The organism is Azospirillum sp. UENF 112521 (genome assembly GCF_058780665.1).
This window is the reverse complement of the sequence record NZ_JBSNCI010000002.1, coordinates 2143345-2167141: the sequence shown is the minus strand read 5'-3', so window position 1 is coordinate 2167141 and position 23797 is coordinate 2143345. Positions and strand designations below refer to the sequence as shown.

The window sequence follows — 23797 nt, the reverse complement described above, 5'->3', positions numbered from 1 at the left end:
CCCGGATCAGGCCGCGCCGTTGATGCCGGTGATGCGCAGGACGGTCAGGTCCTGGCGGTGGCCGTTCTTACGGCGGTAGTTCTGGCGGCGCTTCTTCTTGAAGACGATGATCTTCGGGCCGCGATCCTGGGCGACGACCTCGGCGACAACCGAGGCGCCGGCCACGGTCGGGGTGCCAATGGTGGTGTTGCCTGCGTCGCCGACCATCAGCACGTCATCGAGCGTGATGGAGGCGCCAGCATCGGCCTCGAGCTTCTCAACACGGATCACGTCGCCATTGGCGACCTTGTACTGCTTGCCGCCGGTGCGGATCACTGCAAACATTGTCGTCACTGCCTATGTCAAAACAAACGGCGGGCTTCTCGCCCACCGTTCGATGCGCAAGCCCGTTCATGGGAGCGACGATCTATACTCAAGGTGGCCTGAGAGTCAACAGGGATACGGCCGAAAAGCTTCGCATTTTTCTGCAAAAAAGGCTTGCGCGGCCGGAGGCGTTTATATAGGTTCCGCCCACCCCGCCAAACGGGGCAGCGGATGGGTGGCAGAGCGGTTGAATGCACCGCACTCGAAATGCGGCATACCCTCACGGGTATCGGGAGTTCGAATCTCCCCCCATCCGCCATTCTCTCTCACGGGAGAGTAAATTGCAAAGCGCCAGCCGGACCGGCTAGGCGCTTTTTTCTTGTCCGGCTTCCGGCCGGCTTTGCCTCGGCTGCCTTTCTCCCGGCCGCCCCGGTCTTTTCCGGTTGGGCATCTCCTTTTTCTCCGGACCGTCGCGATGGCCGTTCCCCCGGCTGGTTTGTTGGTCATCTCAACGCCAACGCCCAGATCCCTTCGGTGCGATCCGCCAGGGATGCGACCGGAGGGGTGCCGCCATGAACACGCTCGGCCGTCACGATGGGTGCCTGCGCTTCTCCTATGTCGTCGACGGTGGCCTGCGCGTCGAAGGCACCCACGATCCGGCGGAGCAGGTGCTGGTCCTGAAGGTGACGGCGCCGCAGGGGCGGGTGATCCATATGGATGCGATTCCCTGCGACGACCCCCGTGTCATCCTGGCGGCGTTGCGCGAATGGGGCGAGCCGCCGGAGGAGGTGCGCGACGCCTTGCCGGCGCTGGGCGGCAACGCGATCCTGCTGGAGACGCGGCTCGGCGACTCGGTGCGCGCCTCCGTCCGCCGCCATGGCATGAAGGTGGAGGTGATCTTCATCGACGGCGACGGCCGGCGGCTGGCAGAGTTGCGCGCCGGCAGCCTGGAAGCGCTCGACGCCAAGGCCGGCGGGCTGCTGCGCCTGTCGCAACGGACCCGTGCGGTTCTCAACGCATGGCTGTCGGCCGAACCGCTGTGGCTGGCGGCATTCCTGTTGGGCGGGCCTTTCCTCGGCGCGTTGCTGATCGTCTTCGGGGCGCAGGTGTCGCCTGAACAGGTGCTGGTCACCGCCTATGCCGGGGCCGCCGGGCTGGTCGCCGCCTATGAACTGCTGCGCGCCGGTTACGCCGAGTGGGTGCTGGCGCCGCCGGAGAGCTTTCCGCGCCAGTGATCTCCGGCATTTGATCCGTATCACGGATCTTCCGTTTGACGGAAAAACAAGGCCCGACGCTGTGGCGCCGGCATCGGGAGTCCGACCATCGCCCCGCCCATGACTGGGCCAAACGACTGGGAGGACATCACATGACGCAGGCTCGATACTGGATCGCCGGCTGCGCGGTTTCCCTTTTGTGCGCAGGCACGCTCTCGATGGCGTCCGCCGCGGATCCCGCCCTGGAGGGCGCGGTGCGCAAGGCGGTCAGCCAGCAGGCCCAGCCCTGGCTGGCCGATCCGGCGGTGGTCGGGGCGGTGAAATCGCAGAACAGCAAGAATGCCGGCATCGCCCAGGCCAAGATCGACGAGATGGACAACACATGGAAGGCGGCGGCCAAGGCGGGAGGCGCCAATCCGGCCTTCGATGAGGTCTCGTCGAACGCGCTGTCCAAGCAGCTGAAGCAGGTCGTCGCCGGCAGCAACGGCCGGATCGTCGAAATCCTTCTGATGGACGATCATGGGCTGAATGTCGGCCAGACCGCCGGGACCTCCGATTTCTGGCAGGGCGACGAGCCGAAATGGCAGAAGATCTTCACCGGCAATGCCGATTTCTACATGACCGACCCGGAGACGGACGACAAGACCGGCGCCATGCTGACCGAGGCCAGCGTTCCGGTGATGGACCCGGCCGGCAAGCAGAAGATCGGCGTTGCGATGATCGTTCTGGACACCGCGAAGCTGGGCCAATAGGCGCCACCCACAGCGGCGGTTCGACCAAGCAAACGGCGCCCCGGATGGTCCGGGGCGCCGTTCTCATGTCCGCTTCAAAAGCGGACGGACCGTGTCAGGGCGTCAGGCCGCCTGCTGGGTCAGGGCGGGAGCCGGAGCGGGCGTCTCGACCTCCACCGCCTGGTTGCCGGCGGCGGTGACGATCGGAATGCTCCGCGGCTTCATCGCTTCGGGTACCTCGCGCGCCAGCTCGATGTGCAGAAGGCCATTCTGAAGAGACGCGCTGGTCACCTTGATGAAATCTGCCAGCTGAAAGCGGCGCTCGAACGCGCGCCCGGCGATACCCCGGTAGAGGAATTGGCCGGTCGGCTCGTCCTTCTTAGCTTTACCAGTGACGGTCAACGAGTTCTGGTGAGCGACGATGTTGAGGTCGTCCAGACCAAAGCCGGCAACGGCCATGGTGATACGGTACGAATCCTCGCTCAGCTTTTCGATGTTGTAGGGCGGATAGGACGCCGCCTCGTCACCGGTGGTCGCGGTCTCCAGCAGACGCGACAGGCGGTCGAAACCGACGGTGGAACGGAACAGCGGCGAAAGGTCGTAGCTACGCATGACATATCCTCCGAAAGAGCGATACGGCCATCGAGGACCACGGTCTGGTCGGTCCTCGAAGGTGGGGTTGGAGGCGGACCCCGTATGGGCATCCGCCTGACGAGCGAGAGATAATCGACGCTTTTCCCTGTTCAAGAGGGCGGTCGCACAAACGCCGGCCAGACCCCGCCTGGGGTTGCCGGGTACCGCCCAGTCACCAATTGTTAATCAGTTGCGGCAAGGCTCACGCTAGGGCCGTAAGTCCGCGGGAGGGGGCCGACGACCATGACTTTGCACACCTTCTTCTTCAACGGTCCCTACGACGAGACCATGGCCCTCTTGATCGAGGCGCGGAATTACATCGCCTATCACGATGCGGCCGAGCACCGGAAGCTGCCGCCGCAGGTCCGCTTGCAGATCTCCTACGAATCCATGCGGGTGACCAGCCGCCTGACCCAGGTGATGGCGTGGCTGCTGGCGCAGAAGGCCGTTCACGCGGGCGAGATGTCGAAGGAGCAGGCGGCGAGCGAGGATTTCGCCCTGTCCGGCGGCGAGATCTGCTCCGATCCCAGCGGCCCCGACAACGAGGAACTGCCGTCCGGCCTGCGCAGCCTGCTGGAACGCAGCCACAGCCTCTACATGCGTGTCCACCGGCTCGACGCCATGGTCCGCGCCGATGTGGAGCGCGAGGCCGCCGCCGCCGCTGTCGGATAAGCTTGCGGTGGGGGAAGGCAGCCACCGCCCCATGCGCAAACGGAAAAGCACAAACGAAAAGGGCGCCCGAACCGGTCGGACGCCCTTTTCGCATCGGCAGGATAGAAGTGCGGTAACGCTTACTTCTTGAGGCCGAAGTTTGCGAAGCGCTTGTTGAACTTGGCGATCTGCCCGCCGGTGTCCAGCAGCTTCTGCACACCGGTCCAGGCCGGGTGAGACTTCGGGTCGATGTCGAGGCGCAGCGTGTCGCCCGGCTTGCCCATGGTGGAGCGGGTCGTGAACGAGCTGCCGTCGGTCATGACCACGGTGATCTCGTGATAGTCGGGATGGATGTCAGTCTTCATGGCCGGGGTTCCTGCAAAGCGAGCGGCGTCTATACCAAAACGCCTTCGCCGGTGCAACCCCGGAATCGAGCCCTGTTCGGGGAGTCTCGGGCGGGTTCCAAGGCCATTTCCGCGGCGGTTTCGCCCGTCCATCGCCTTGTTGGCGTCGCCGCACCGCGCTATATGCCACCGATCCGCATCAATAACCCCAACAGACAAGCGGGAACCGCGTGGCTCGCCAACCCTCCCCCGACATGATCGCCGCCTCCGCCCGTGGCGAGGCGGATGCCCGCCGCCGCGACCTCGGTCCCCTGCGCCGGCTGGTGCCGTTCCTGCTTCCCTACAAGTGGCGCATCCTGGGCGCCATGGTGGCGCTGACCGTGGCCGCCGGCACCGTGCTGGGGCTGGGGCAGGGGATGCGGGTGCTGATCGACCAGGGTTTCGCCGGCGGCGACACCTCGCTGCTCGACCGCTCGCTTCTGGTGCTGCTGGCGGTGATCGCACTGATGGCGGCCTCGACCTATGGCCGTTTCTATCTGGTCAGCTGGATCGGCGAGCGGGTGGTCGCCGACATCCGGCGCGCCGTCTACGACCATGTGCTGACACTGTCGCCAGGCTTCTTCGAGACGACCAAGACCGGCGAGATCCTGTCGCGCCTGACCACCGACACCACGCTGTTGCAGGTGGTGGTCGGCTCGTCCGCCTCCATCGCGCTGCGCAACGCGCTGCTGTTCCTGGGCGGTACCGGCATGCTGCTGATCACCTCGCCCAAGCTGACCGGGCTGGTGGCGCTGGTGGTCCCGCTGGTGGTGGCGCCGATCATTTTCTTCGGCCGGCGGGTGCGCAAGCTGTCGCGCGACAGCCAGGACCGCATCGCCGACATCGGTTCCTTCGTCGAGGAGACGCTGGCCGCCATCCGCACGGTCCAGGCCTTCACCCATGAGGCCATCGACCGCACCCTGTTCGGCAAACGGGTGGAGGAGGCGTTCGACGTCGCCATCCGCCGCGTGCGGGTGCGGGCGGTGATGACGGTGATCGTCATCGTCCTGGTGTTCGGTGCGGTCGGCATCATCCTGTGGATCGGCGGCCATGACGTGGTGGCGGGACGCATCACGCCGGGCCAGTTGTCGGCCTTCGTCATCTATTCCGTGGTGGTCGCCGGATCGGTCGGCGCTATCAGCGAGGTGATCGGCGACCTCCAGCGCGCGGCCGGCGCCACCGAGCGTCTCTTCAGCCTGCTGTCCGTCGAGTCGGAAATCCGTGCACCGGCCATCCCGAAGCCGTTGCCCAGCCCGGCGGCAGGGGCGCTGTCCTTCGACGCTGTCCGCTTCCACTACCCGTCGCGCCCCGATTGGGCGGCGCTGGAAGGCTTCTCGCTAAATGTGAAACCGGGCGAGCGGGTGGCTCTGGTCGGCCCGTCGGGGGCGGGCAAGTCGACGGTGTTCCAGCTTCTGCTGCGCTATTACGATCCGCAGGCCGGTTCGGTGCGACTCGACGGCGTCGATGTGCGCGACGCCGATCCGGTGGATGTGCGCCGACGCCTCGGCCTCGTCGCCCAGGACCCGGTGGTGTTCTCTGCCGACGCCTGGGAGAACATCCGCTACGGCCGACCCGACGCGTCGGATGCCGAGGTGCGCGCCGCCGCCGAGGCCGCCCATGCGCTGGACTTCCTCGATGCGCTGCCGGAGGGGTTCGGCACCTTCCTGGGCGAGAAGGGCGTGCGGCTGTCGGGCGGCCAGCGCCAGCGTCTCGCCATCGCCCGCGCCATCCTGCGCGACCCGCCGGTTCTGCTGCTGGACGAGGCGACCAGCGCGCTGGATGCCGAAAGCGAGCGGATGGTGCAGGACGCGCTCGACCGGCTGATGCATGGGCGCACCACGCTGATCGTCGCCCACCGGCTGGCGACGGTGCTGAACGCCGACCGCATCGTGGTGATGGACAAGGGCCGCGTGGTTGAGACCGGCACCCATGGCGAGCTGGTGGCGCAGGGCGGCCTCTATGCAAGGCTGGCGGCATTGCAGTTCGACCGCGCGGACGGGGTGGCGTAGGGGGACGTAAGGGCGCATCGACGCCTCCGGCCGACCGCGCTACCCTTGCCGCCATCCCCAGCCCCCATGAGGCAGTGCGATGGCGCGGATATCGGCGGGCCGCCTGATGGCGGTGATGGTGAAGGAGTTCATCCAGATGCGGCGCGACCGGCTGACTTTCGCCATGATGGTGGGGGTGCCGATCCTGCAGCTGATCCTGTTCGGCTTCGCCATCAACTCCGACCCGAAGGCGCTGCCGACCGCGCTTCTGGTCGCCGACTCCAGCCCATTCGCCCGGACGCTGGTCGCGGCGATGGAGAATTCCCGCTACTTCGCCATCACCCGCAGCGCCGCGTCCGAGGTCGAGATCGACCGGCTGCTGGCGGAAGGGGAGGTGCAGTTCGCCGTCACCATCCCCCCCGGCTTCGCCCGCGACCTCCAGCGCGGCACCCGCCCGGTCCTGCTGGTGGAGGCCGACGCCACCGACCCGGCGGCGACCAGCAACGCCCTGTCGGCGCTGACCGCCATCGCCCGCCAGGCGCTGAACCCCGACCTGACCGGTCCGCTGGCGGGCATGCGAACCGGTCCCGACCCGGTCGAACTGCGCGTCCACCGCCGCTACAACCCGGAAGGCATCACCCAGTACAATGTGGTGCCCGGCCTGATGGGCGTGGTGCTGACCATGACCATGGTGATGATGACGGCGCTCGCCGTCACCCGCGAGCGGGAGCGCGGGACCATGGAGAACCTGCTGGCGATGCCGGTGCGCCCGTTCGAGGTGATGCTGGGCAAGATCGTGCCCTTCGTCGTCGTCGGTTATGTCCAGGTGCTGCTGATCGTCGTGGCGGCGCGGCTGCTGTTCGACGTGCCAATCGTCGGCAGCCTGGGCCTGCTGTCCGCCGTGCTGATCCTGTTCATCGCCGCCAACCTGGCCGTCGGCTTCACCTTTTCCACACTGGCGCGCAACCAGTTGCAGGCGATGCAGATGTCCTTCTTCTTCTTCCTGCCGTCGATGCTGCTCTCCGGCTTCATGTTCCCCTTCCGGGGCATGCCCGGCTGGGCGCAGGCGGTGGGGGAGATCCTGCCGCTGACCCATTTCCTGCGAATCGTCCGCGGCATCCTGCTGAAGGGGAACGGGCTGGCCGAGATCGCGGCGGAGGTGCTGGCGCTGGCGCTGTTCCTGACGGTGGTCACGGTGGTGGCGCTGAAACGCTATCGCCAGACGCTGGATTGAGCCGCAGGAACCGCCATGGGGCGCACCACCGATGGCCCGGCTTTGCGCCTGTCCGTTCGGTTGTGCCGCCCGGGTGCCTCCTCCATCATTCCTTAACCACGACTCCGCTATAGCCGTAACAGTGGCGGTGCTGGCGACGGCGATGCGGGGGGCAGAGATGGGTTTTCGCGCTTTTGGCGGACGTGCCTGCAAACTGGTCGCCCACGTCGGGCTGGCCGTCGGGCTGGCCGTTGCGCTGCTGGCGGCGGGCGAGGCCGACGCCAAGTCCCGGAAGAAAAAGCCGGCGCCGATCCCGGCCTATGCCACCAGCGTCGCCTGGGGGGCGGTGACCGGCCCCTCGCTGGGGGCCGCCAAATCCATCGGCGGTTATGCCGCCGGCTGCATCGCCGGAGCCCGTGCCCTGCCGCCGGAGGGTGTCGGTTATCAAGTGATCCGCCTGTCGCGCCAGCGCAACTACGGCCATCCGGTGCTGGTCGACATGCTGCGCGACTTCGGACAGCGGGTGGCGCTCGCCGGGCTGGGTACCGCGCTGATCGGCGACATGGGACAGGCGCGTGGCGGGCCGATGCCGTCGGGCCATGCCAGCCACCAGATCGGCCTGGATGCCGACGTCTGGCTGCGTCTGGATCTGCCGCCGATGGGCCGCTCCGGCCGCGAGCGGCTGGACGAGATCAAATATGTCGATTACGACCGCATGCGGGTTAGCGGCGACTGGTCGGACCGGCAGGCGAAGATGGTCCAGATCGCCGCCAGCGATGCCCGTGTCACCCGCATCTTCGTCAATCCGGCGATCAAGCTGGCGATGTGCCAGCGCAGCTGGGCCGACCGCAGCTTCCTGAACAAGCTGCGGCCCTGGCACGGCCATGACGGCCACATGCACATCCGGCTGGGCTGCCCCGCCGGCAGTCCGCAGTGCGAGCAGCAGGATGCCCAGCCCGAAGGCGACGGCTGCGGGGACGAGCTGATGTCCTGGCTGGACAGCGCCGCTCCCGCCATCGAGCATCCGCCGGGATACAAGCCCGAGCCTCGGGTGGTCCGCAAGATGCCGGCAGCCTGCGCTCCTGTGCTGAACGCGGCAGGCACCCGCATGGCGTCGCTGGCCGATACCGCCGCGGCGCCGGCCAAGGCCGCGCGCTGACGGGTTGGCGTGTTTCCGCGGAGAAATTTTTCCACTTGCATGCAATTAGCGTCCGTCTAACCTGAGACTGGCCAGATTCTTGCGGATGGTGTGTCCGGTCCATGCCGGACAACCGCAGGGATGCTGTGCCGGGTGCTGCCGGTCGGGGGTGATCGGCGGTACCGGGAGTCGTTCGGCGGATGGGGTGCCACGGCGATGACGGATATGCGGAAATGACGGACAAGGACGGAGCGTCCGGACACGGACCGAGCCTGAAGACGCGCCTGTACGCGTGGTGGGAAGGCTATGACCTGTCCGGCATGAAGGCGAAGAAAGGCGATGAGCCGGCGCCTGCACCGGAGCAACCGCAGCCCGCCGCTCCCGGTCCAGGCATGAATCGCTGGGGTAAGCCGCTGTGGACAGCCACTCGCATCGAGGTGGCCGAGAAGATGTGGGGCGAGGGCTTCAACACCCCCGGCGGCGCCGACCACATCCCTTATCTGGTCAAGCCGCTGGGCCTGAACCCGGCGATGAGCGTGCTGGATCTCGCCGCCGGGCTGGGCGGCACCAGCCGCACCATGGCCGGCAAATACGGCTGCTGGGTCACCGGGCTGGAGGCGTCGGAGCTGCTGGCGAAGGAAGGCATGGTCCGCTCCTTCAAGCTGGGGCTGGAGAAGAAAGCGCCGGTCGAGACCTTCAATCCGGAGCATTTCGGCTATCCCAAGCGCGTCGACGCCATCGTCTACAAGGAAGGCCTGTTCTTCGTCCGCGACAAGGAGCAGATGTTCGACGGGATGGAATTGGCGCTGAAGCCGCGCGGCCATCTGCTGATCACAGATTACATCGCCGAAGCGGATGTAATGGGCGCCAAGGCGGTGCAGAGCTGGTGCGACAAGGAGCCGCTGACCCCGAACCTCTGGCCCAAGGACCGCATGGCCAATGCGTTCGCCCAGCGCAACCTCGACCTGCGCATCGCCGAGGACATCACCGACACCCACCGCGGCCTGATCCTGTCCGCCATCCAGGGGCTGGTCGAGCATCTGGAGAAATTCCAGCTCGACACCCCGACCAAGCTGGCGGTGATGGAGGAGGTCGAACTGTGGGCCCGCCGCGTCGCTGCCATCGAGGCCGGCGTGCGGGTCTACCGCTTCTATGCGATCAAGCCGGCGGAGTAGGGGGCGTCAGCTCCCGGCCGTGTCTCCCGAAAAACTTTTGCGCGATTGCATTTTTTTACTTGAGCGCGGCGGCTGCCCTGGGTACATAGAGCGCCCCGCGTGACCCCAAGAAACGCGGATGCGCTTGTGGCGGAATTGGTAGACGCGCTAGGTTCAGGTCCTAGTGGCTGAAAGGCCGTGGGGGTTCGAGTCCCTCCAAGCGCACCAACACTTTCAGTGTTGGTGAAGAGTAAGAGAAGTATAGTGGGGCCATAGCTCAGCTGGGAGAGCGCTACAATGGCATTGTAGAGGTCAGGAGTTCGATCCTCCTTGGCTCCACCATTCTCTTCCGTCTGCCGGGGCGGGAAAATCCCGGCCAATCCCCGATCGTTAAAATTCATCCAGATCCGAGCCGAACCAGCCGGGATCTTTATCGGTACAGCCACTGTGGCCTTTCCGCATCAGGAAGGCGCAGACAGGGTGTTACCACCTTGGGGCGCATGGCCGAACGGGTGCCGCGCACGGATAATCGCGCCTGTCGAACCGCAAACTCTCTTCTGCACGCTTCGACGCAAACACGCACCCACATCGCACGCCATTCCGATTTTTCCGGAGCGCCCACCATGTCCACACGGATGGAACACGGGTTGAGGACGCTTGTCCTCGCCCTTTACGATGAAGCTGCATTGACGGCGGCTGCCAAGGGCCTGACCGGGCTGCTGGCCGAACGGGCGGCCTTGAGCGAGGCCGCAAGCCTCGCGTCCGGCCCGGCCCGCCGGAGCCTGTCCGAGGAAGAGGTGTTGCGCATCGTGCTGTCGGCCCGCCGTCTCCAGCGCATGGGCGGCTCGCGTGACGATGGCCCGGTGCTGGTTCCCGGCCTGTCGGCGGTTCCGCCATTGCCGTCGCTGCATCGGGCGGTTGCTGCGATGAAGCCGCGCCGCGGCCGTCTGGCCCTGTGGGCGATGCGCTCGCTGGCACGGCATCCGTCGGCGCCGCTGATCTGACGCGCGCTGGCTGACAGGCAGCGGTCCCGTGCCGGCGACCGGTTCCCGCCGGCAAGGGGCCGCCGCTGCCTTTCACCGCAGCGGCCGGAGTTGCGCGGCAGGCGCCCCGGAGTAGGGTCCGTGGCTGACCCCAGTCCCATGCGGCCCCTCTCATGCGGCCGCGGTGCGCGCACTTGGGGAGGACTATTGCGGATGCGTGCTGGCGCGCTGCGGCGCGGCAGGCTACATACGCAAGGCTGCGCTTGCGTCGCAGCGATTGCGTCGCGAGCATCCGCGTCTGCGTCGGATTGGCCTCCCCCGGAGTTGACCGTTGACCAGTGGACAGTTGACCAGCCTGCCGCCCGTCACCTTTTCCCTGTGGCTTTTCATATGCCGCGCCTCGGCTACGTGCCGCGCGGCTTGCCGGCACTGACGGTCGGGGCGGCATGCGCAGGACGACGATGAAGCCGCGGGCCGACTGGCGCCCGGGTCTCCGCAAATTCCCCTATGGTGTGCGTGCCATGTCGGCCGGGGCAGGCTGGCGGGAAGACACCGTCTATGAGTTCACCGCCTCGCAGATCGACCTGATCGAAAGCGTGGCGGACGAACTGCACAGCATGATCGCCGTCGCCGTGCGCCATGTGATGGAGCACAAGCTGTTCGCCTCCCTCGGCATCCGTGGCGATCTGGCGCGCATGCTGGAGGCGTCCTGGGTCGATTACTGGGCCGGCGGACGGCGCAACGAACGGGCAGGTGGGCTGGCCGGCCGGTTGACGCTGGCCTATGACGGGCGAGACAGCGTCAAGCTGCTCGGGTGCAACTACGACACCACCGAAGGGCTGTTCGCCGCCTCGATGATCCAGCGCAACTGGCGCGAGGCGATGGCGCCGGATGCCAACCAGTTCAACGGCCTGCACGAGGCGCTGGTGGAGCGCTGGGAGGAATTGGCGACGGGCGTGCCCGGCCGCGGCCGCATGCATGCGACCTGTGCCACCCCCGACCCGGTGCGCGAGGGCGAACTGGTCTATCTCGCCGCCACCGCGGCGGAGGCCGGCATCGACACCCGTCTGCTGCCGCTCCATTCCATCGCCTGGGACGGCCGCCGCTTCCTCGACGACGAGGGGCAGCCGATCTCCTGGTTGGCGAAGCTCTATCCGTGGGACGGGCTGGCCGACGACGGCTTTCTCCAGCGTCTGCGCAGCAGCGGCATGAGCGTGCTGTCGCCGCTGTGGTGCTGGCTGTGGTCGAACCACGGCCTGCTGGCGGTGCTGTCCCACCTGTATCCGCGCCACCCGAACCTGTGCCGTGCGGCGCTGGATCCCAGCGGCGTGGCCGGTGCCGAGATGGTGACCGCGCGCGCCCTGCACGGGCTGGACGGTGCGCCCACCCGGATGTTGCGGCATGGGGAGGTGATTGCCGACGACGGGCCGGACATCGGCGAGGATGTCGCGGCCCATGGTGCCGTCTGGCTGGAAACCCCGTCCTGTTTCAGGGAGGAGGACACCCGCGCCGTCCTGCACGCCTGGATCGTCGGCGACAAGTGCCTGGGCATGGCGGTGCGGGAATCCACCGACCCGCGGCTGGGGTCCGGTGTCGGGCCGGACGCGGCGATGGTCCCGCACCTGTTCAGAGGCTGATTTAGGGGCCGATTTTTCGGCGACTGTCCCGACAACCCATCAGGGCGCGAACGGGTTCTTCAATGCCGGGCCGAAGGTCGCCTTGCGGGCGGCGCGCCAGATGCTTTCGGCCGCCGCATCGTTGCCGCGGTCGGCGATGGCCATGCCGGCCACGCCGGGCTGATGGCTGAGCCAATCGCGCAGAAGGTTTTCAAACCGCGCGACCTCGCGCGGATCGTCGCTGGCCATGGTGATCGAAACGGTCAGTTCGGTGGTCATGGTCGGTTCCCTCCTGACGGTTGGACGGGCCGGTCGATCCAAAAAATCAGCCGGACCGGCGCCGCGGACGAGAAGGTGCCCCCTATGCACGGGGGAAAGCCTGCGCGCCCGATCCCGCATGCGCAATGAAAAAGGCGGGGTATGACCCCGCCTTTCTCGCCTCCCGTCGACCGGGACCCTAATCTGCCGGACGGTTCCGGCTGCCCGTCACTTCGTGTCCGACTTGCTGCCGGGAATGGCGATGCTGGCAATCTGCTTCTGCAATTCGTCGATCCGCTTCTGCAATTCGTCGAAGGTGGCGCCGCCCGGATTGGCGGCGGGCGCGGCGTTGCCCCCCTGACCGGGCTGGCCGGCCGGGCGCTGCGCGCCGGGCACCTCGTCCCCGGCGCCGGGGGTGCCGAAGGGGGTGAACATGCGCATGGCGCGCTCGAACATCGCCATGTTCTGCTTGCTGACCTCGTCCAGCCGGCCGAACGGGAACATGCCGCCCAGCGTGTTCTGGAAATAGTCGCGCATCTGCTCCTGATTGCGCGAGAAGGCCTGCATCGAATATTCCAGATAGCGCGGCACCACGGACTGCATGTTGTCGCCGTAGAAGCCGATCAGCTGGCGCAGGAAGCTGATCGGCAGCAGGTTCTGCCCCTTGCTTTCCTCTTCCACGATGATCTGGGTCAGAACGGACCGGGTGATGTCCTCCCCGGTCTTCGCGTCATAGACCACGAAGTCCAGCCCGTCCTTCACCATCTGGCAGAGATGGTCGAGCGTGACGTAGCTGCTGGTGGCGGTGTTGTAGAGCCGCCGGTTGGCGTACTTCTTGATCGTGATCGGAGCGGACTTCTGGTCTTCCTTGTCGGCCATCGCTGAGTTTTTCAAGAAGGGACGCGTTCCAGGTCACGTTCCAGGTCATGGAGTTCCGGAACACGCGTGACTGGCGGCGGAAATTGTTCCGTCATTAGGACTACTCGAAGGGATAGCAATTTGTCCAGCGTTGCGCCGCGGCATAGCGCCGCGGTTGCGCCCGGCCCGGTGGTGCGGATGGAGGATCGGTGCGCAAGCGGCTGCCTACCGCCGATACCCGAAAGGTCAGGTAAGGGGCCATGCCGGACTGGTCAAGCCGGCCCGGCGGCCCCTATACTCCGGCCATGGCCGACCCGTCGAATCCAGACCGACCCTCCGATCCGTCCGCCGCCGACCCGCCTTCCTACGAAACGCTGGCGCGCCGCTACCTGGACCTGTGGCAGGACCAATGGACGGCCTGCGCCGCCGATCCGGAAATGGCCGACATGATGACCCGCATGTTCCAGATGATGGGGCAGGGGGCGGGGCCGTTCGGCTTCGGTCAGGCGGGGTTCGGTGCGTTCGGCGGCGGTTCCATGCCCGGCACTGGCTGGGACCCCCACCCCTGGCCATTCCCGAACAGCGGCTCCCCCCAACACGGACAGCCTTCCGATGAGCGAGCGTCTGGCGGACGACAGGCAGACGGGCGAGGCTCCGCCCAATCCGGCAGCGGGACCGGTGAAACGGCAGGGACCGCGCCCGCTGGCGCTGCATCTGACGGCGGCTCTGGCCAGCTTGCTCAGCTCCTCGGCCGCATTGCCGCACTTGAGGAACGGCTCGCTTCCCTGGAACCCGGCCCTGCGGAGCCGGGCGGCGGCGCTTCGGGAGGAGATGGCGCGGGCGGACCGGCTGCAGAGCGCCCAAAAGTGGGAAAACCGAACGTGGGAAAGGGCGCAAGGTCCCGGCGACCGTCTGGCAAGGGAGGTTGACCGCGAGGTTCGCCGCCGGATCGACGCCGTCCTGACCGGGATCGAGCGCTACCGCAGCCACCCCTACCGCCGCGACCTGCCCGATCCGCCGGCGGTCTGGACGGAAGGCGGATCGCGCCTGCTTGATTACGGCCAGGGAGGGGGCGGGCGGCCGGTCCTGTTCGTGCCGTCGCTGGTCAATCGCGCCTATATCCTCGACCTGTCGCGCGACAAGAGCCTGATGCGCTGGCTGGCGGCGCATGGTTTCCGGCCGCTCATGCTCGATTGGGGCAGGCCGGGGCCGCTGGAGCGGCGCTTCACCCTGACCGACTACATCGCCGGACGGCTGGAACGCGCGCTGGACTTCGCCGTGGAGACGGCCGGCGCGCCGGTGCCGGTCGTCGGCTACTGCATGGGCGGGCTGCTGGCCGCGGCGCTGGCGCAGCGCCGGCCGCGCTCGCTCGCCGGGCTGGGGCTGATGGCGACGCCCTGGGACTTCCATGCGGAGGATGCGGCGACCGCCCGCCGGGTGGCGACCTTCATCCAGCCCTGGGGACCGGTGCTGGACCGCTGGGGCGAACTGCCGACCGACGCCCTGCAGGCGCTGTTCGCCCAGCTCGACCCGCTGCTGGCGCTGAAGAAATTCTCGGGCTTCGCCCGGATGGCGCCCGGCTCCCGTGCCGCCACCGCCTTCGTCGCGCTGGAGGATTGGCTGAACGACGGGGTGCCGCTGGTGGCCGGTGTGGCGCGCGACGCGCTGGCCGGCTGGTACGGGCGCAACGACACGATGGCGGGGGCCTGGATGGTCGCCGGGCTGCCGGTCGATCCCGGTGCCATCCGCGTGCCGACGCTCGCCCTCATCCCGGAGCGCGACCGCATCGTCCCGCCGGCCTCGGCCCTGGCGCTGCCCGCCGCGATTCCCGGCGCCAGAATCCTGAGGCCGCCGCTGGGCCATATCGGTATGGTGGTGAGCGCCGGTGCCGAAACCGGAGTGTGGAATCCTCTGGCCGAATGGCTTGCTGCGACAGGTTAGCGCCGCGACCTTCAGCCAGCTTGCACCCATCATATTGCCCGACTTAAGGTAAGAATCACTCCGAGCGTCCCACCAGCGCTATAATAAAACTGTCCTATTTCGAGGAGCGTTCAATGACCGAGGTTGTCATCGCCGGTGCCGCCCGTACGCCCATCGGCAGCTTCAACGGCGCCCTCAGCGCCGTTCCCGCCCATGTCCTGGGCGAGGTCGCGATCCGCGAAGCGCTGGCCCGCGCCAAGACCGATGCGGCGGAAGTGAACGAGGTGATTTTTGGCCAGATCCTGACCGCCGGCCAGGGGCAGAACCCGGCCCGTCAGGCCGCCGTCAACGCCGGCATCCCGGTTGAGGCGACCGCCGTCGGCGTCAACCAGCTCTGCGGGTCGGGCCTGCGCACCGTCGCGCTCGGCTATCAGGCGATCAAGAACGGCGATGCCGATGTCCTGGTCGTCGGCGGCCAGGAAAGCATGAGCATGGCGCCGCACGTCATGCACCTGCGCAACGGCACCAAGATGGGCTCCGCCGAACTGCTCGACACCATGCTGCGCGACGGCCTGACCGACGCCTTCCATGGCTATCACATGGGCACCACCGCAGAGAACGTCGCCCAGAAGTGGCAGCTGACCCGGCAGGAGCAGGACGCCTTCGCCGCCGCCAGCCAGCAGAAGGCGGAAGCCGCCCAGAAGGCCGGCCGCTTCAAGGACGAGATCGTCCCGGTCACCATCAAGGGCCGCAAGGGCGACGTCGTCGTCTCGGACGACGAGTACCCGAAGCACGGCACCACGGAGGAATCGCTGGCCAAGCTGCGCCCGGCCTTCTCGAAGGACGGCACGGTGACCGCCGGCAACGCGTCGGGAATCAATGACGGCGCCGCCGCCCTGGTTCTGATGACGGCGGAGAACGCGGCCAAGCGCGGCGTCACCCCGCTGGCCCGCATCGTCTCCTGGGCGACCGCCGGCGTCGATCCGGCGATCATGGGCACTGGCCCGATCCCGGCCTCGCGCAAGGCGCTGGAAAAGGCCGGCTGGACCGTCGACGACCTCGACCTGATCGAGGCGAACGAGGCCTTCGCCGCCCAGGCGCTGGCCGTCAACAAGGACCTCGGCTGGGATACCAGCAAGGTCAACGTCAATGGCGGGGCCATCGCGCTCGGCCATCCGGTCGGCGCCTCCGGCGCCCGCGTGCTGACCACGCTGCTGTTTGAAATGCAGAAGCGTGATGCGAAGAAGGGCCTCGCCACCCTGTGCATCGGTGGCGGCATGGGCATCGCCCTCTGCGTCCAGCGCGACTGAGGACCGGACGGGCCGCTTTTGGAAACGGAAGCGGCCCGCTTCGCTCGAAGGCTTGGGACATCCGCCGGACCTGCGGAGGGAGTCCCATGCCCAACAATAAAAAGTCAAAGAAACCAACCAACCATCACTAAATCTGGGGAGAAGAACTATGGCTCGTGTTGCAGTCGTCACTGGTGGCACCCGCGGCATCGGCGAGGCGGTTGCCGTCGCCCTGAAGAATGCCGGCTACAAGGTCGCCGCCAACTATGCCGGCAACGATCAGGCGGCCGAGGAATTCACCGCCCGCACCGGCATCCCGACCTACAAGTTCGACGTCGCGGACTTCGACGCCTGCAAGAAGGGGATCGCCGCGATCGAGTCCGACCTGGGCCCGGTCGACGTGCTCATCAACAACGCCGGCATCACCCGTGACGGCGTGATGCACCGCATGACCTACGATCAGTGGGAGAAGGTGATCCACACCAATCTCTCCTCCTGCTTCAACATGTGCCGCAACGTCATCGACGGCATGCGCGAGCGTGGGTTCGGCCGCATCGTCAACATCGGCTCGGTCAACGGCCAGGCCGGCCAGTACGGTCAGGTCAACTACGCCGCGGCGAAGTCCGGCATCCACGGCTTCACCAAGGCGCTGGCGCAGGAAAGCGCTGCCAAGGGCATCACCGTCAACGCCATCGCGCCGGGCTACATCGACACCGACATGGTGCGCGCGGTGCCGGCCAACGTGCTGGAGAAGATCGTCGCCCGCATCCCGGTCGGCCGTCTCGGCCGTGCGTCGGAGATCGCCAAGGCCGTGCTGTACCTCGTCGACGACGACAACGGCTTCATGACCGGCTCGACCCTGTCGGTCAACGGCGGCCAGCACATGTACTGATCCCGGACCGGGTCTCGCACCCTGGTTCATGAGGTTTGACGAAGCCCCTTTCCCGCCCCTGTCCGGACCCCTGGTCCACCCGGGGTGGGGAAGGGGTTTTGTTTTTGCATTAGCCTCCACCGCACTTGACGGACCGGCCGCCGAGTTGAAGGTTATCGTCCATTTCGGACGCACCACCACATTGGACACCCTGCGATGCCCTACACCTCGTTGCGCGACTTCATCGACCGGCTGGAGAAGGCGGGGCGGCTGGTGGTGGTGAAGGAGCCGGTGTCCAGCGTGCTGGAGATGACCGAGATTCAAACCCGCCTGCTGGCCGAGAACGGCCCGGCGGTGCTGTTCGAGAATGTCATCAAGGCCGACGGCACGCGTTCGGAGATGCCGGTGCTGGTCAACCTGTTCGGCACGGTCGAGCGGGTCGCCTGGGGCATGGACCGCGAGCCGCACCAGCTGCGCGCGGTCGGCGAGACGCTGGCCTTCCTCAAGCAGCCGGAACCGCCGGGCGGCTTCCGCGAGGCGCTGGAGCTGATCCCGCTCGCCAAGACCGTGCTGTCGATGAAGCCGAAGACGGTCGGATCGGCCCCTTGCCAGGAGGTGGTGCTGACCGGCGACGACATCGACCTCGGCCGCCTGCCGGTGCAGAGCTGCTGGCCGGGCGAGCCGGCGCCGCTGATCACCTGGCCGCTGGTGGTCACCAAGGGGCCGACGGGGAAGCGGGAGGATGATTTCAACCTCGGCATCTACCGCATGCAGGTGCTGGGGAAGAACAAGACGATCATGCGCTGGCTGAAACACCGCGGCGGCGCCCAGCACCATCACCGCTGGGCCGCCAGCGGCAAGCGCGAGCCGCTGCCCTGCGCCGTCGTGCTGGGGGCCGATCCCGGCACCATCCTGGCCGCGGTGACGCCGGTGCCCGACACCCTGTCGGAATACCAGTTCGCCGGCCTGCTGCGCGGCAAGAAGGTGGAGCTGGTGGAGTGCAAGACGGTGCCGTTGAAGGTGCCGGCCCAGGCGGAGATCGTCCTGGAAGGCCATGTCAGCCTGGACGAGTATGCCGACGAGGGGCCGTACGGCGACCACACCGGCTATTACAATTCGGTCGAGCCCTTCCCGGTCTTCACCGTCACCGCCATGACGATGCGGCGCAAGCCGATTTACCTGTCCACCTTCACCGGCCGGCCGCCCGACGAGCCGTCGGTGCTTGGCGAGGCGCTGAATGAGGTGTTCATCCCGCTGCTGATCCAGCAATTCCCGGAAATCGTCGATTTCTGGCTGCCGCCGGAGGGCTGCTCCTACCGCATCGCGGTGGTCAGCATGAAGAAGGCCTATCCCGGCCATGCCAAGCGGGTGATGATGGGCGTCTGGTCCTTCCTGCGCCAGTTCATGTACACGAAGTGGGTGATCGTCGTGGACGACGACATCGACGCGCGGAACTGGAAGGACGTGATGTGGGCGATCTCCACCCGCATGGATCCGGCCCGCGACATCACGGTGATCGAAGGCACGCCTATCGACTATCTCGACTTCGCCAGCCCGGAATCGGGGCTGGGCGGCAAGGTCGGCCTCGACGCCACCAACAAATGGCCGCCGGAAACCAAGCGCGAGTGGGGCGAGAAGCTGCACATGACCGAGGAGGTCGTCGACGCGGTCAGCCGGAAATGGGACCTGTACGGACTGCCGGGCAGCGGAAAGCCGATCTGGAAGAAATGAGCGGGCCACCCTCTCCCGGCCTGGGTCGGGAGAGGGAGTCCATCAGCGCCGCGGGTCGCGGCTCAGGCCCTTGGACTGCAACTCTTCAAGATACTCGGCCCACAGGGCTTCCTGTTCGGTGCCGATCTCGTAGAGATATTTCCAGGTGAAGATGCCGCTGTCGTGCAGGTCGTCGAAGACGATGCGGATGGCATAGTTGCCGACCTGCTCCAGCCGCATGATGCCGACATGGCGGCGACCGGCCACCGTCTGCTTCTGGCTGGGGTTGTGGCCCTGCACCTCGGCGGAGGGGCTGACGACGCGCAGGAACTCCGCCGGGTAGGAGAAGGTCCGGCCGTCGTCGAAATCGACCTCCAGCCGCTTTTCCTCCTTCTTCAGGCGGATCTCGGTCGGCCAGTGGACCGTGCCGAACCCGTCTCCTGTCTCGGCCCCTGCACTCATCGCGCCGCCCCCGCCTTGTCCAGGCTGCGGGCCTCGTCGATCAGCATGATCGGGATGCCGTCGCGAATCGGATAGGCCAGACCGGCACGCTCGCTGACCAGCTCCGCACGCTCGGCGTCATAGCGCAGCGGACCCTTGGTCAGCGGGCAGACCAGGATCTCCAGCAGCTTCGGATCGACGCGGGCGTTGGTTTTCGCTTCGCTGCTCTTGTCCTCGGGCGTCGCCATGTCGTGTCTCGTGGTGATTGGAAGGAATCAATGCTTGGGCGGCGGACCGTCCCCGTCATGGCTGTCGAGAATGGCCATCTCGACCAGCCCGATCAAGAGCTTCCCACGGTCCGCCAGGGTCGGCGCCTCCAGCAGCGCCTGTTTTTCACCAGGCGTGAAGGGACAGATCATCGCCAGCGAGTTGACCAGCCGTTCGTCCAGCGTCGATTCGATGGATTTCCAGTCGACCGACAGGCCCTGGACGCGGAAATAGGTCTTCAGGGCGCCGAGCAGCCGGGTGCGGTCGATGTCGCCGCAGGACTCGGGTTCCAGGTCGGCGCGGAAGGGGCGCCAGTCGGGCACGACCCGCCGATAGCCGCGCGCACCTTCCACCTCCCGCCCGATCTCGAACCGGGCGACCCCGGTCAGGGTGATGAGGCACCGGCCGTCGTCGGTCTCGGAGAAGCTGGTGATGCGGCCGGCGCAGCCGCAGGAATAGACGGCCGGCTCGCGTTCCCGCCCGGCGGGGTCGAGGGGCTGGATCATGCCGATCATGCGGCCGCTGCCCAGCGCATCCTCGACCATGGCGAGATAGCGGGGCTCGAAGATGTTCAGCGGCAGCCGCGCCCGCGGCAGCAGCAGGACGCCGGCCAGCGGGAAGATCGGCATCATCGCCGGCAATTGGCTGAACTCGGGGTCGAAGGGGTTTCTGGTCATGCCAATCAGATAGAACCCCTTCGCCGGTGGAACAGCCGTCCTTTTTTCGGAAAAAGCGTCAGCTGAACATCATGGTCGACAGGCGGCGGCGGGTCTTCACCGTCAGCGGGTCGGTCTGGCCGAACGCCTCGAAGAACTTCACCAGCTGCTTGCGGGCGCCGTCGTCGTTCCAGGTCCGGTCGCGCTTGAAGATCTCCAGCAGCTCGTCCACCGCCGCTTCGCGCTTGCCGGCGGCGAACAGCGCCATGGCGAGGTCGAAGCGCGAGGCATGGTCGTTCGGGTCGTGGGCGACCTTCTCCATCAGCTCCGGAATCGGGCCGGCGTTGGCGGCCTGTTCCGCCACGTCGAGAGCGGCGCGGACATTGGCCAGCTCCTTATCCTTGGCGACGGCTTCCGGAGCCTGGGCCAGCATCTGCTTGGCGTTCTCCAAGTCGCCGGCGGCGATCAGGCAGCGGACGATGCCGGCATAGGCCTGGGCATTCTCCGGCTCGGCCTGCAGGATCTGGCTGTAGAGGTCGAGCGCGCCCTGCAGGTCGCCGCCCTCCAGCATCTCCTTGGCCTGGGCGAAGGCCTCCTCCAGCATGTCGTCGCCGCCGACACCGGCTTGCTTGGCAAGCGCCACCAGCTTGTCGACGAAGGCCTTCACCTGCGATTCGGGCACGGCGCCCATGAAGCCATCGACCGGGCGACCCTGGAAGAAGGCATAGACCGCTGGGATCGACTGCACGCGCAGCTGCGAGGCGATCATCGGGTTGGCGTCGGTGTCGATCTTCACCAGACGGACCGCGCCCTTGGCGGCGCGCACCACCTTCTCGATGATCGGGCCCAGCTGCTTGCAGGGGCCGCACCAGGGCGCCCAGAAATCGACGATCACCGGGACATCGCGCGAGGCTTCGATCACGTCGGCCATGAAGGCGCGGTCGGTGGTGTCCTTGACGATCTCAGCGGCACCGGGGGCGGCACCGGCAGGAGCGGCGGGCTTGGAGCCATTGGCGGGGGGCATGGAGAACATGGCGTGTTTCGGTCCCGTTGGTGATGCCTGGCCCATTAGGACATCCCGGTGGGCCATGGAGTTGCCGATCCGGCCGGCCCGGATCCTCATCGTTGGCGACATATGTGAGCGCGCAGGGCGGCTCAAGCAAGCATTGCGTGGGCAAGCATTGTGTGGACAGGCGCTGCGGAGAGGCGCCGGCCCGTCACTCCTGCGTGCGGCCGAACTCGACGACCGCCGGTTCGTGACCGCAGGCGCGGATGAACCGCATCAGATCGTCCCGCCGGATCGCGGTGGTGCGGTCGTTCAGCAGCGGGTGATAGTTCAGCAGGTCATGCTCCATCATCGCCTGCTGCAGGACCACGCGCACCTTCTGTCCGGTGTCGTTGACCAGGGAGAAGGGCGTGACCGATCCCGGCCGGATGCCGAGGAAGCGCCAGAGCCGCTCCGCCGAGGCGAAGGACAGCCGCGCCGACCCGATGGCCTTGTCCAGCCGGTTCAGGTCGATTTTCGCGTCCTCCAGCGCTACCACCAGCCAATGCTGGTCCTTCTTGTCCTTCAGGAACAGGTTCTTGCAATGGCCGCCGGGCAGGGCGCCACGCAGGGCCTTGCTCTCCTCCACCGTGTGCAGTGGCGGGTGGCTGTGCGTGGTCGCCTGGATGCCCAGCGCGTCGAGCCGCGCCAGCAGTTGATCCGGCGAGGTCGGCAGCGGCGCGTCCCCATCGGGAAGGGAGGCGTCCGGACGGGAGGTCGATGCGGTGTCCATGACAGACCTTGTACCGGGTGCGCGGAAAATCGTCCAGCCGGTGAAAAAAACTGAAACAAGGCCCTTGCATTGCGTCGGCCGATGAGTATAGTCCGCCGCACACCGCCGGACGGCAGCGACAACGGTCTGAACCGATGAAACGCCGGACGATGGAATGGAGCGCGGGCGTAGCTCAGGGGTAGAGCACAACCTTGCCAAGGTTGGGGTCGAGGGTTCGAATCCCTTCGCCCGCTCCAATTTCCTCCAGACTTCAAGCTGGAGTATGCGATTTCAAAAGGCCGGACCTTCGGGTGCCGGCCTTTCGCATTTTCTCCCCCCTGTTTTCAGTCCATCCGGACTTGCCGGCTTGCGGTCCACAAGCCCTCCGTGGGGGGATGATCGCCCATGGGATCGCTGACCGGCGGGATCGACGATCCATCTCATTCTTTCAGCTTTCAATTGCGGCAAGTCAAAGCCCGATCATCATACAATTGTAGGCGGCTGGTCGGAGTGAAACAGCATGATGTTCCTCCCATTCCGGCCAAAGGCCGTCCAGCATGGCCGCAGTTGTGCCCGTTGTCAGTGACCGTTGCGATTTTCCAATGATTTCTCGTTTAGGCTGTACACCGTGTTTGTATAACCCGAAAGGGGATGCAAAATTTCCTATGACCTATTTACAGATTGTCAACCTCCTTGCGTATGACCGCATGGGAAGGTACACTTCAAAATCTAAATAAATAGCGTCTAAGGCTCCGGGGGTTGTAGCGAACGAAAACACTCTGCGGAAAATCGGGTCAAAATTCAGAAACATTCCCGTGAAAGGATGCTCCGGCCATTTGCCTTCGCCCGGCCGGCACCGCTTCACCGCCGTGGTTCCGGCAGGAATTCGGCGCAGGAATTCGGGATGGCTGAAAGCACCGTTCGGCTCCGCCCCCGCCCCACCTCCGTCCAACCTCGCCGGACTCGAGAGACGGTCCCTCACCGGGGGCCTCTGCCGACCTCCGCCTCTCCGGACTTCGACCCCGACCTCCCGACCCGGATGCGAAGCCCGGATACCAAGACCCAGATACCAGGAAAGGAAACCGTCATGGCTATGCAGCGCTATCTTGTCGACTATCCCCGGCTGTCCACCGATGCCCTCGCCAAATGGTCGTCGGTTCCCAGCAGTGTCGCCTCCGACGCGATGAACCGGTGTCAGAGCATGGATTCGCGGATCAAGCCGATGGTCCCCGGTATGCGCATCTGCGGTCAGGCCCGCACCGTCGTCACCATGCCCGGCGACAACAGCATGGTTCACCACGCCGTCAGCCTGGCGGAACCGGGTGACGTGGTGGTGGTGGCCGGCGGCGGCCTGGACGACGTGGCGCTGGCCGGCGAATGGGTGGTGCGCTGCTGCAAGCGGCGTGCGCTGGGCGGTCTGGTTGTCGACGGTTCTGTCCGCGACCTGCACGAGATCCGCGGGCTGGGCCTGCCGGTCTTCGCCAAGGGTGCCGTGGCCCGCGGCCCGCACAAGAATTTCGGCGGCAAGATGGACGTCATTGCGGCCATCGGCGGCGTGCCGGTCAATCCCGGCGACCTGATCCTGGGTGACGAGGATGGCGTGGTGGTGGTGCCGCTGGCCTTCGCCGACGCCGCCCTGACCCAGAGCCTCGCCCTGCTGGAGCGCGAGCGCAGATGGACCGAGCAGATCGAGGCCGGCGCCACCCTGGTGGACGTGCTGGGCGTCCCGCCGCTGGAGATCGTTCCCGCCGACTGAGCGGAAC

General features: G+C 66.7%; 24 protein-coding genes and 4 tRNA genes. 18 read left to right on the top strand and 10 right to left on the bottom strand.

What is annotated here, in order from left to right; genetic code table 11:
• Positions 1-6 precede the first annotated feature (6 nt).
• A complete protein-coding gene (gene rplU, locus ACWPN8_RS12610; protein ID WP_012974890.1) occupies positions 7-324 on the bottom strand; it encodes a 50S ribosomal protein L21 in 318 nt (105 codons plus the stop codon).
• Positions 325-532: 208 nt separating this feature from the next.
• Between rplU and ACWPN8_RS12605 the strand changes: the two genes are divergently transcribed.
• The 3 genes from ACWPN8_RS12605 to ACWPN8_RS12595 all read left to right on the top strand — a co-directional run bounded on the left by ACWPN8_RS12605 (position 533) and on the right by ACWPN8_RS12595 (position 2269).
• Positions 533-622 (top strand) — tRNA-Ser (locus ACWPN8_RS12605).
• Positions 623-875: 253 nt separating this feature from the next.
• Positions 876-1538 (top strand): hypothetical protein, encoded by a 663-nt coding sequence (locus ACWPN8_RS12600; RefSeq protein ID WP_492240971.1) that lies wholly within the window; start codon positions 876-878, stop codon positions 1536-1538.
• A gap of 197 nt (positions 1539-1735) precedes the next feature.
• Entirely contained in the window at positions 1736-2269 is a 534-nt protein-coding gene (locus ACWPN8_RS12595; RefSeq protein WP_492240970.1) for a PDC sensor domain-containing protein, read from the top strand.
• Between the two features lie 102 nt (positions 2270-2371).
• Here the strand turns inward: ACWPN8_RS12595 and ACWPN8_RS12590 are convergent, their stop codons facing one another.
• Positions 2372-2860, bottom strand: coding sequence for an Hsp20 family protein (locus ACWPN8_RS12590; RefSeq protein WP_109445664.1), 489 nt, complete (start codon positions 2858-2860; stop codon positions 2372-2374).
• 264 nt (positions 2861-3124) lie between these two features.
• On the opposite strand from ACWPN8_RS12590, the gene ACWPN8_RS12585 reads away from it, so the two are divergent.
• On the top strand, positions 3125-3553 hold the full coding sequence (locus ACWPN8_RS12585; protein ID WP_492240968.1) for a DUF1465 family protein: 429 nt from the start codon (positions 3125-3127) through the stop codon (positions 3551-3553).
• 119 nt (positions 3554-3672) lie between these two features.
• On the opposite strand, the gene rpmE is transcribed toward ACWPN8_RS12585, so the two are convergent.
• Positions 3673-3897: a 50S ribosomal protein L31 gene (gene rpmE / locus ACWPN8_RS12580; RefSeq protein ID WP_012974887.1), complete on the bottom strand. Its 225-nt coding sequence runs from the start codon at positions 3895-3897 to the stop codon at positions 3673-3675.
• Positions 3898-4130: 233 nt separating this feature from the next.
• Between rpmE and ACWPN8_RS12575 the strand changes: the two genes are divergently transcribed.
• From ACWPN8_RS12575 to ACWPN8_RS12540, 8 genes are all read left to right on the top strand, one after another.
• Entirely contained in the window at positions 4131-5924 is a 1794-nt protein-coding gene (locus tag ACWPN8_RS12575; protein WP_199237784.1) for an ABC transporter transmembrane domain-containing protein, read from the top strand.
• A gap of 79 nt (positions 5925-6003) precedes the next feature.
• On the top strand, positions 6004-7137 hold the full coding sequence (locus ACWPN8_RS12570) for an ABC transporter permease (protein ID WP_109445670.1): 1134 nt from the start codon (positions 6004-6006) through the stop codon (positions 7135-7137).
• A 157-nt stretch (positions 7138-7294) separates the two neighbouring features.
• Positions 7295-8275, top strand: coding sequence for a penicillin-insensitive murein endopeptidase (gene mepA, locus ACWPN8_RS12565; RefSeq protein WP_247872926.1), 981 nt, complete (start codon positions 7295-7297; stop codon positions 8273-8275).
• A gap of 212 nt (positions 8276-8487) precedes the next feature.
• Entirely contained in the window at positions 8488-9429 is a 942-nt protein-coding gene (locus ACWPN8_RS12560) for a methyltransferase domain-containing protein (protein ID WP_247872927.1), read from the top strand.
• A 120-nt stretch (positions 9430-9549) separates the two neighbouring features.
• Positions 9550-9636 (top strand) — tRNA-Leu (locus ACWPN8_RS12555).
• Positions 9637-9674: 38 nt separating this feature from the next.
• Positions 9675-9750: transfer RNA gene (locus ACWPN8_RS12550), tRNA-Ala, on the top strand.
• Between the two features lie 281 nt (positions 9751-10031).
• Positions 10032-10412, top strand: a complete 381-nt coding sequence (locus tag ACWPN8_RS12545; RefSeq protein WP_492240966.1) for a hypothetical protein — start codon at positions 10032-10034, stop codon at positions 10410-10412.
• Between the two features lie 425 nt (positions 10413-10837).
• Entirely contained in the window at positions 10838-12028 is a 1191-nt protein-coding gene (locus ACWPN8_RS12540) for a glutathionylspermidine synthase family protein (RefSeq protein ID WP_492240965.1), read from the top strand.
• A 39-nt stretch (positions 12029-12067) separates the two neighbouring features.
• Here the strand turns inward: ACWPN8_RS12540 and ACWPN8_RS12535 are convergent, their stop codons facing one another.
• Both ACWPN8_RS12535 and phaR read right to left on the bottom strand, forming a co-directional pair.
• Complete coding sequence (locus tag ACWPN8_RS12535; protein WP_109445755.1) at positions 12068-12286, bottom strand: hypothetical protein; 219 nt, start codon at positions 12284-12286, stop codon at positions 12068-12070.
• A gap of 207 nt (positions 12287-12493) precedes the next feature.
• Entirely contained in the window at positions 12494-13144 is a 651-nt protein-coding gene (gene phaR / locus ACWPN8_RS12530; RefSeq protein ID WP_109445757.1) for a polyhydroxyalkanoate synthesis repressor PhaR, read from the bottom strand.
• Between the two features lie 591 nt (positions 13145-13735).
• On the opposite strand from phaR, the gene ACWPN8_RS12525 reads away from it, so the two are divergent.
• The 4 genes from ACWPN8_RS12525 (at position 13736) to ACWPN8_RS12510 (ending at position 18934) form a co-directional block, all read left to right on the top strand.
• On the top strand, positions 13736-15064 hold the full coding sequence (locus tag ACWPN8_RS12525; protein WP_492240963.1) for an alpha/beta fold hydrolase: 1329 nt from the start codon (positions 13736-13738) through the stop codon (positions 15062-15064).
• A 113-nt stretch (positions 15065-15177) separates the two neighbouring features.
• Positions 15178-16353: an acetyl-CoA C-acetyltransferase gene (locus tag ACWPN8_RS12520; protein WP_109445761.1), complete on the top strand. Its 1176-nt coding sequence runs from the start codon at positions 15178-15180 to the stop codon at positions 16351-16353.
• A gap of 148 nt (positions 16354-16501) precedes the next feature.
• Positions 16502-17224 (top strand): acetoacetyl-CoA reductase, encoded by a 723-nt coding sequence (gene phbB / locus ACWPN8_RS12515; protein WP_063635164.1) that lies wholly within the window; start codon positions 16502-16504, stop codon positions 17222-17224.
• Between the two features lie 195 nt (positions 17225-17419).
• Positions 17420-18934 carry a UbiD family decarboxylase gene (locus ACWPN8_RS12510; RefSeq protein WP_109445763.1) on the top strand — a complete coding sequence of 505 codons (1515 nt, stop codon included), beginning with the start codon at positions 17420-17422 and terminating at the stop codon, positions 18932-18934.
• A gap of 42 nt (positions 18935-18976) precedes the next feature.
• On the opposite strand, the gene ACWPN8_RS12505 is transcribed toward ACWPN8_RS12510, so the two are convergent.
• From ACWPN8_RS12505 to ACWPN8_RS12485, 5 genes are all read right to left on the bottom strand, one after another.
• On the bottom strand, positions 18977-19375 hold the full coding sequence (locus ACWPN8_RS12505; protein ID WP_109445765.1) for a gamma-butyrobetaine hydroxylase family protein: 399 nt from the start codon (positions 19373-19375) through the stop codon (positions 18977-18979).
• Positions 19372-19602, bottom strand: a complete 231-nt coding sequence (locus tag ACWPN8_RS12500) for a Trm112 family protein (RefSeq protein WP_109445767.1) — start codon at positions 19600-19602, stop codon at positions 19372-19374. The genes ACWPN8_RS12505 and ACWPN8_RS12500 overlap by 4 nt, the downstream gene beginning before the upstream one ends.
• 27 nt (positions 19603-19629) lie before the next feature.
• Positions 19630-20298, bottom strand: a complete 669-nt coding sequence (locus ACWPN8_RS12495) for an LON peptidase substrate-binding domain-containing protein (RefSeq protein ID WP_109445769.1) — start codon at positions 20296-20298, stop codon at positions 19630-19632.
• A gap of 58 nt (positions 20299-20356) precedes the next feature.
• Positions 20357-21310 carry a tetratricopeptide repeat protein gene (locus ACWPN8_RS12490; RefSeq protein WP_492240960.1) on the bottom strand — a complete coding sequence of 318 codons (954 nt, stop codon included), beginning with the start codon at positions 21308-21310 and terminating at the stop codon, positions 20357-20359.
• Positions 21311-21494: 184 nt separating this feature from the next.
• The gene (locus ACWPN8_RS12485) at positions 21495-22055 is read right to left on the bottom strand and encodes a prolyl-tRNA synthetase associated domain-containing protein (protein WP_492240959.1); all 561 of its coding nucleotides are present in this window, start codon (positions 22053-22055) and stop codon (positions 21495-21497) included.
• Between the two features lie 161 nt (positions 22056-22216).
• On the opposite strand from ACWPN8_RS12485, the gene ACWPN8_RS12480 reads away from it, so the two are divergent.
• Positions 22217-22291 (top strand) — tRNA-Gly (locus tag ACWPN8_RS12480).
• A gap of 830 nt (positions 22292-23121) precedes the next feature.
• Positions 23122-23790 (top strand): RraA family protein, encoded by a 669-nt coding sequence (locus ACWPN8_RS12475; RefSeq protein WP_109445775.1) that lies wholly within the window; start codon positions 23122-23124, stop codon positions 23788-23790.
• Positions 23791-23797: the final 7 nt, after the last annotated feature.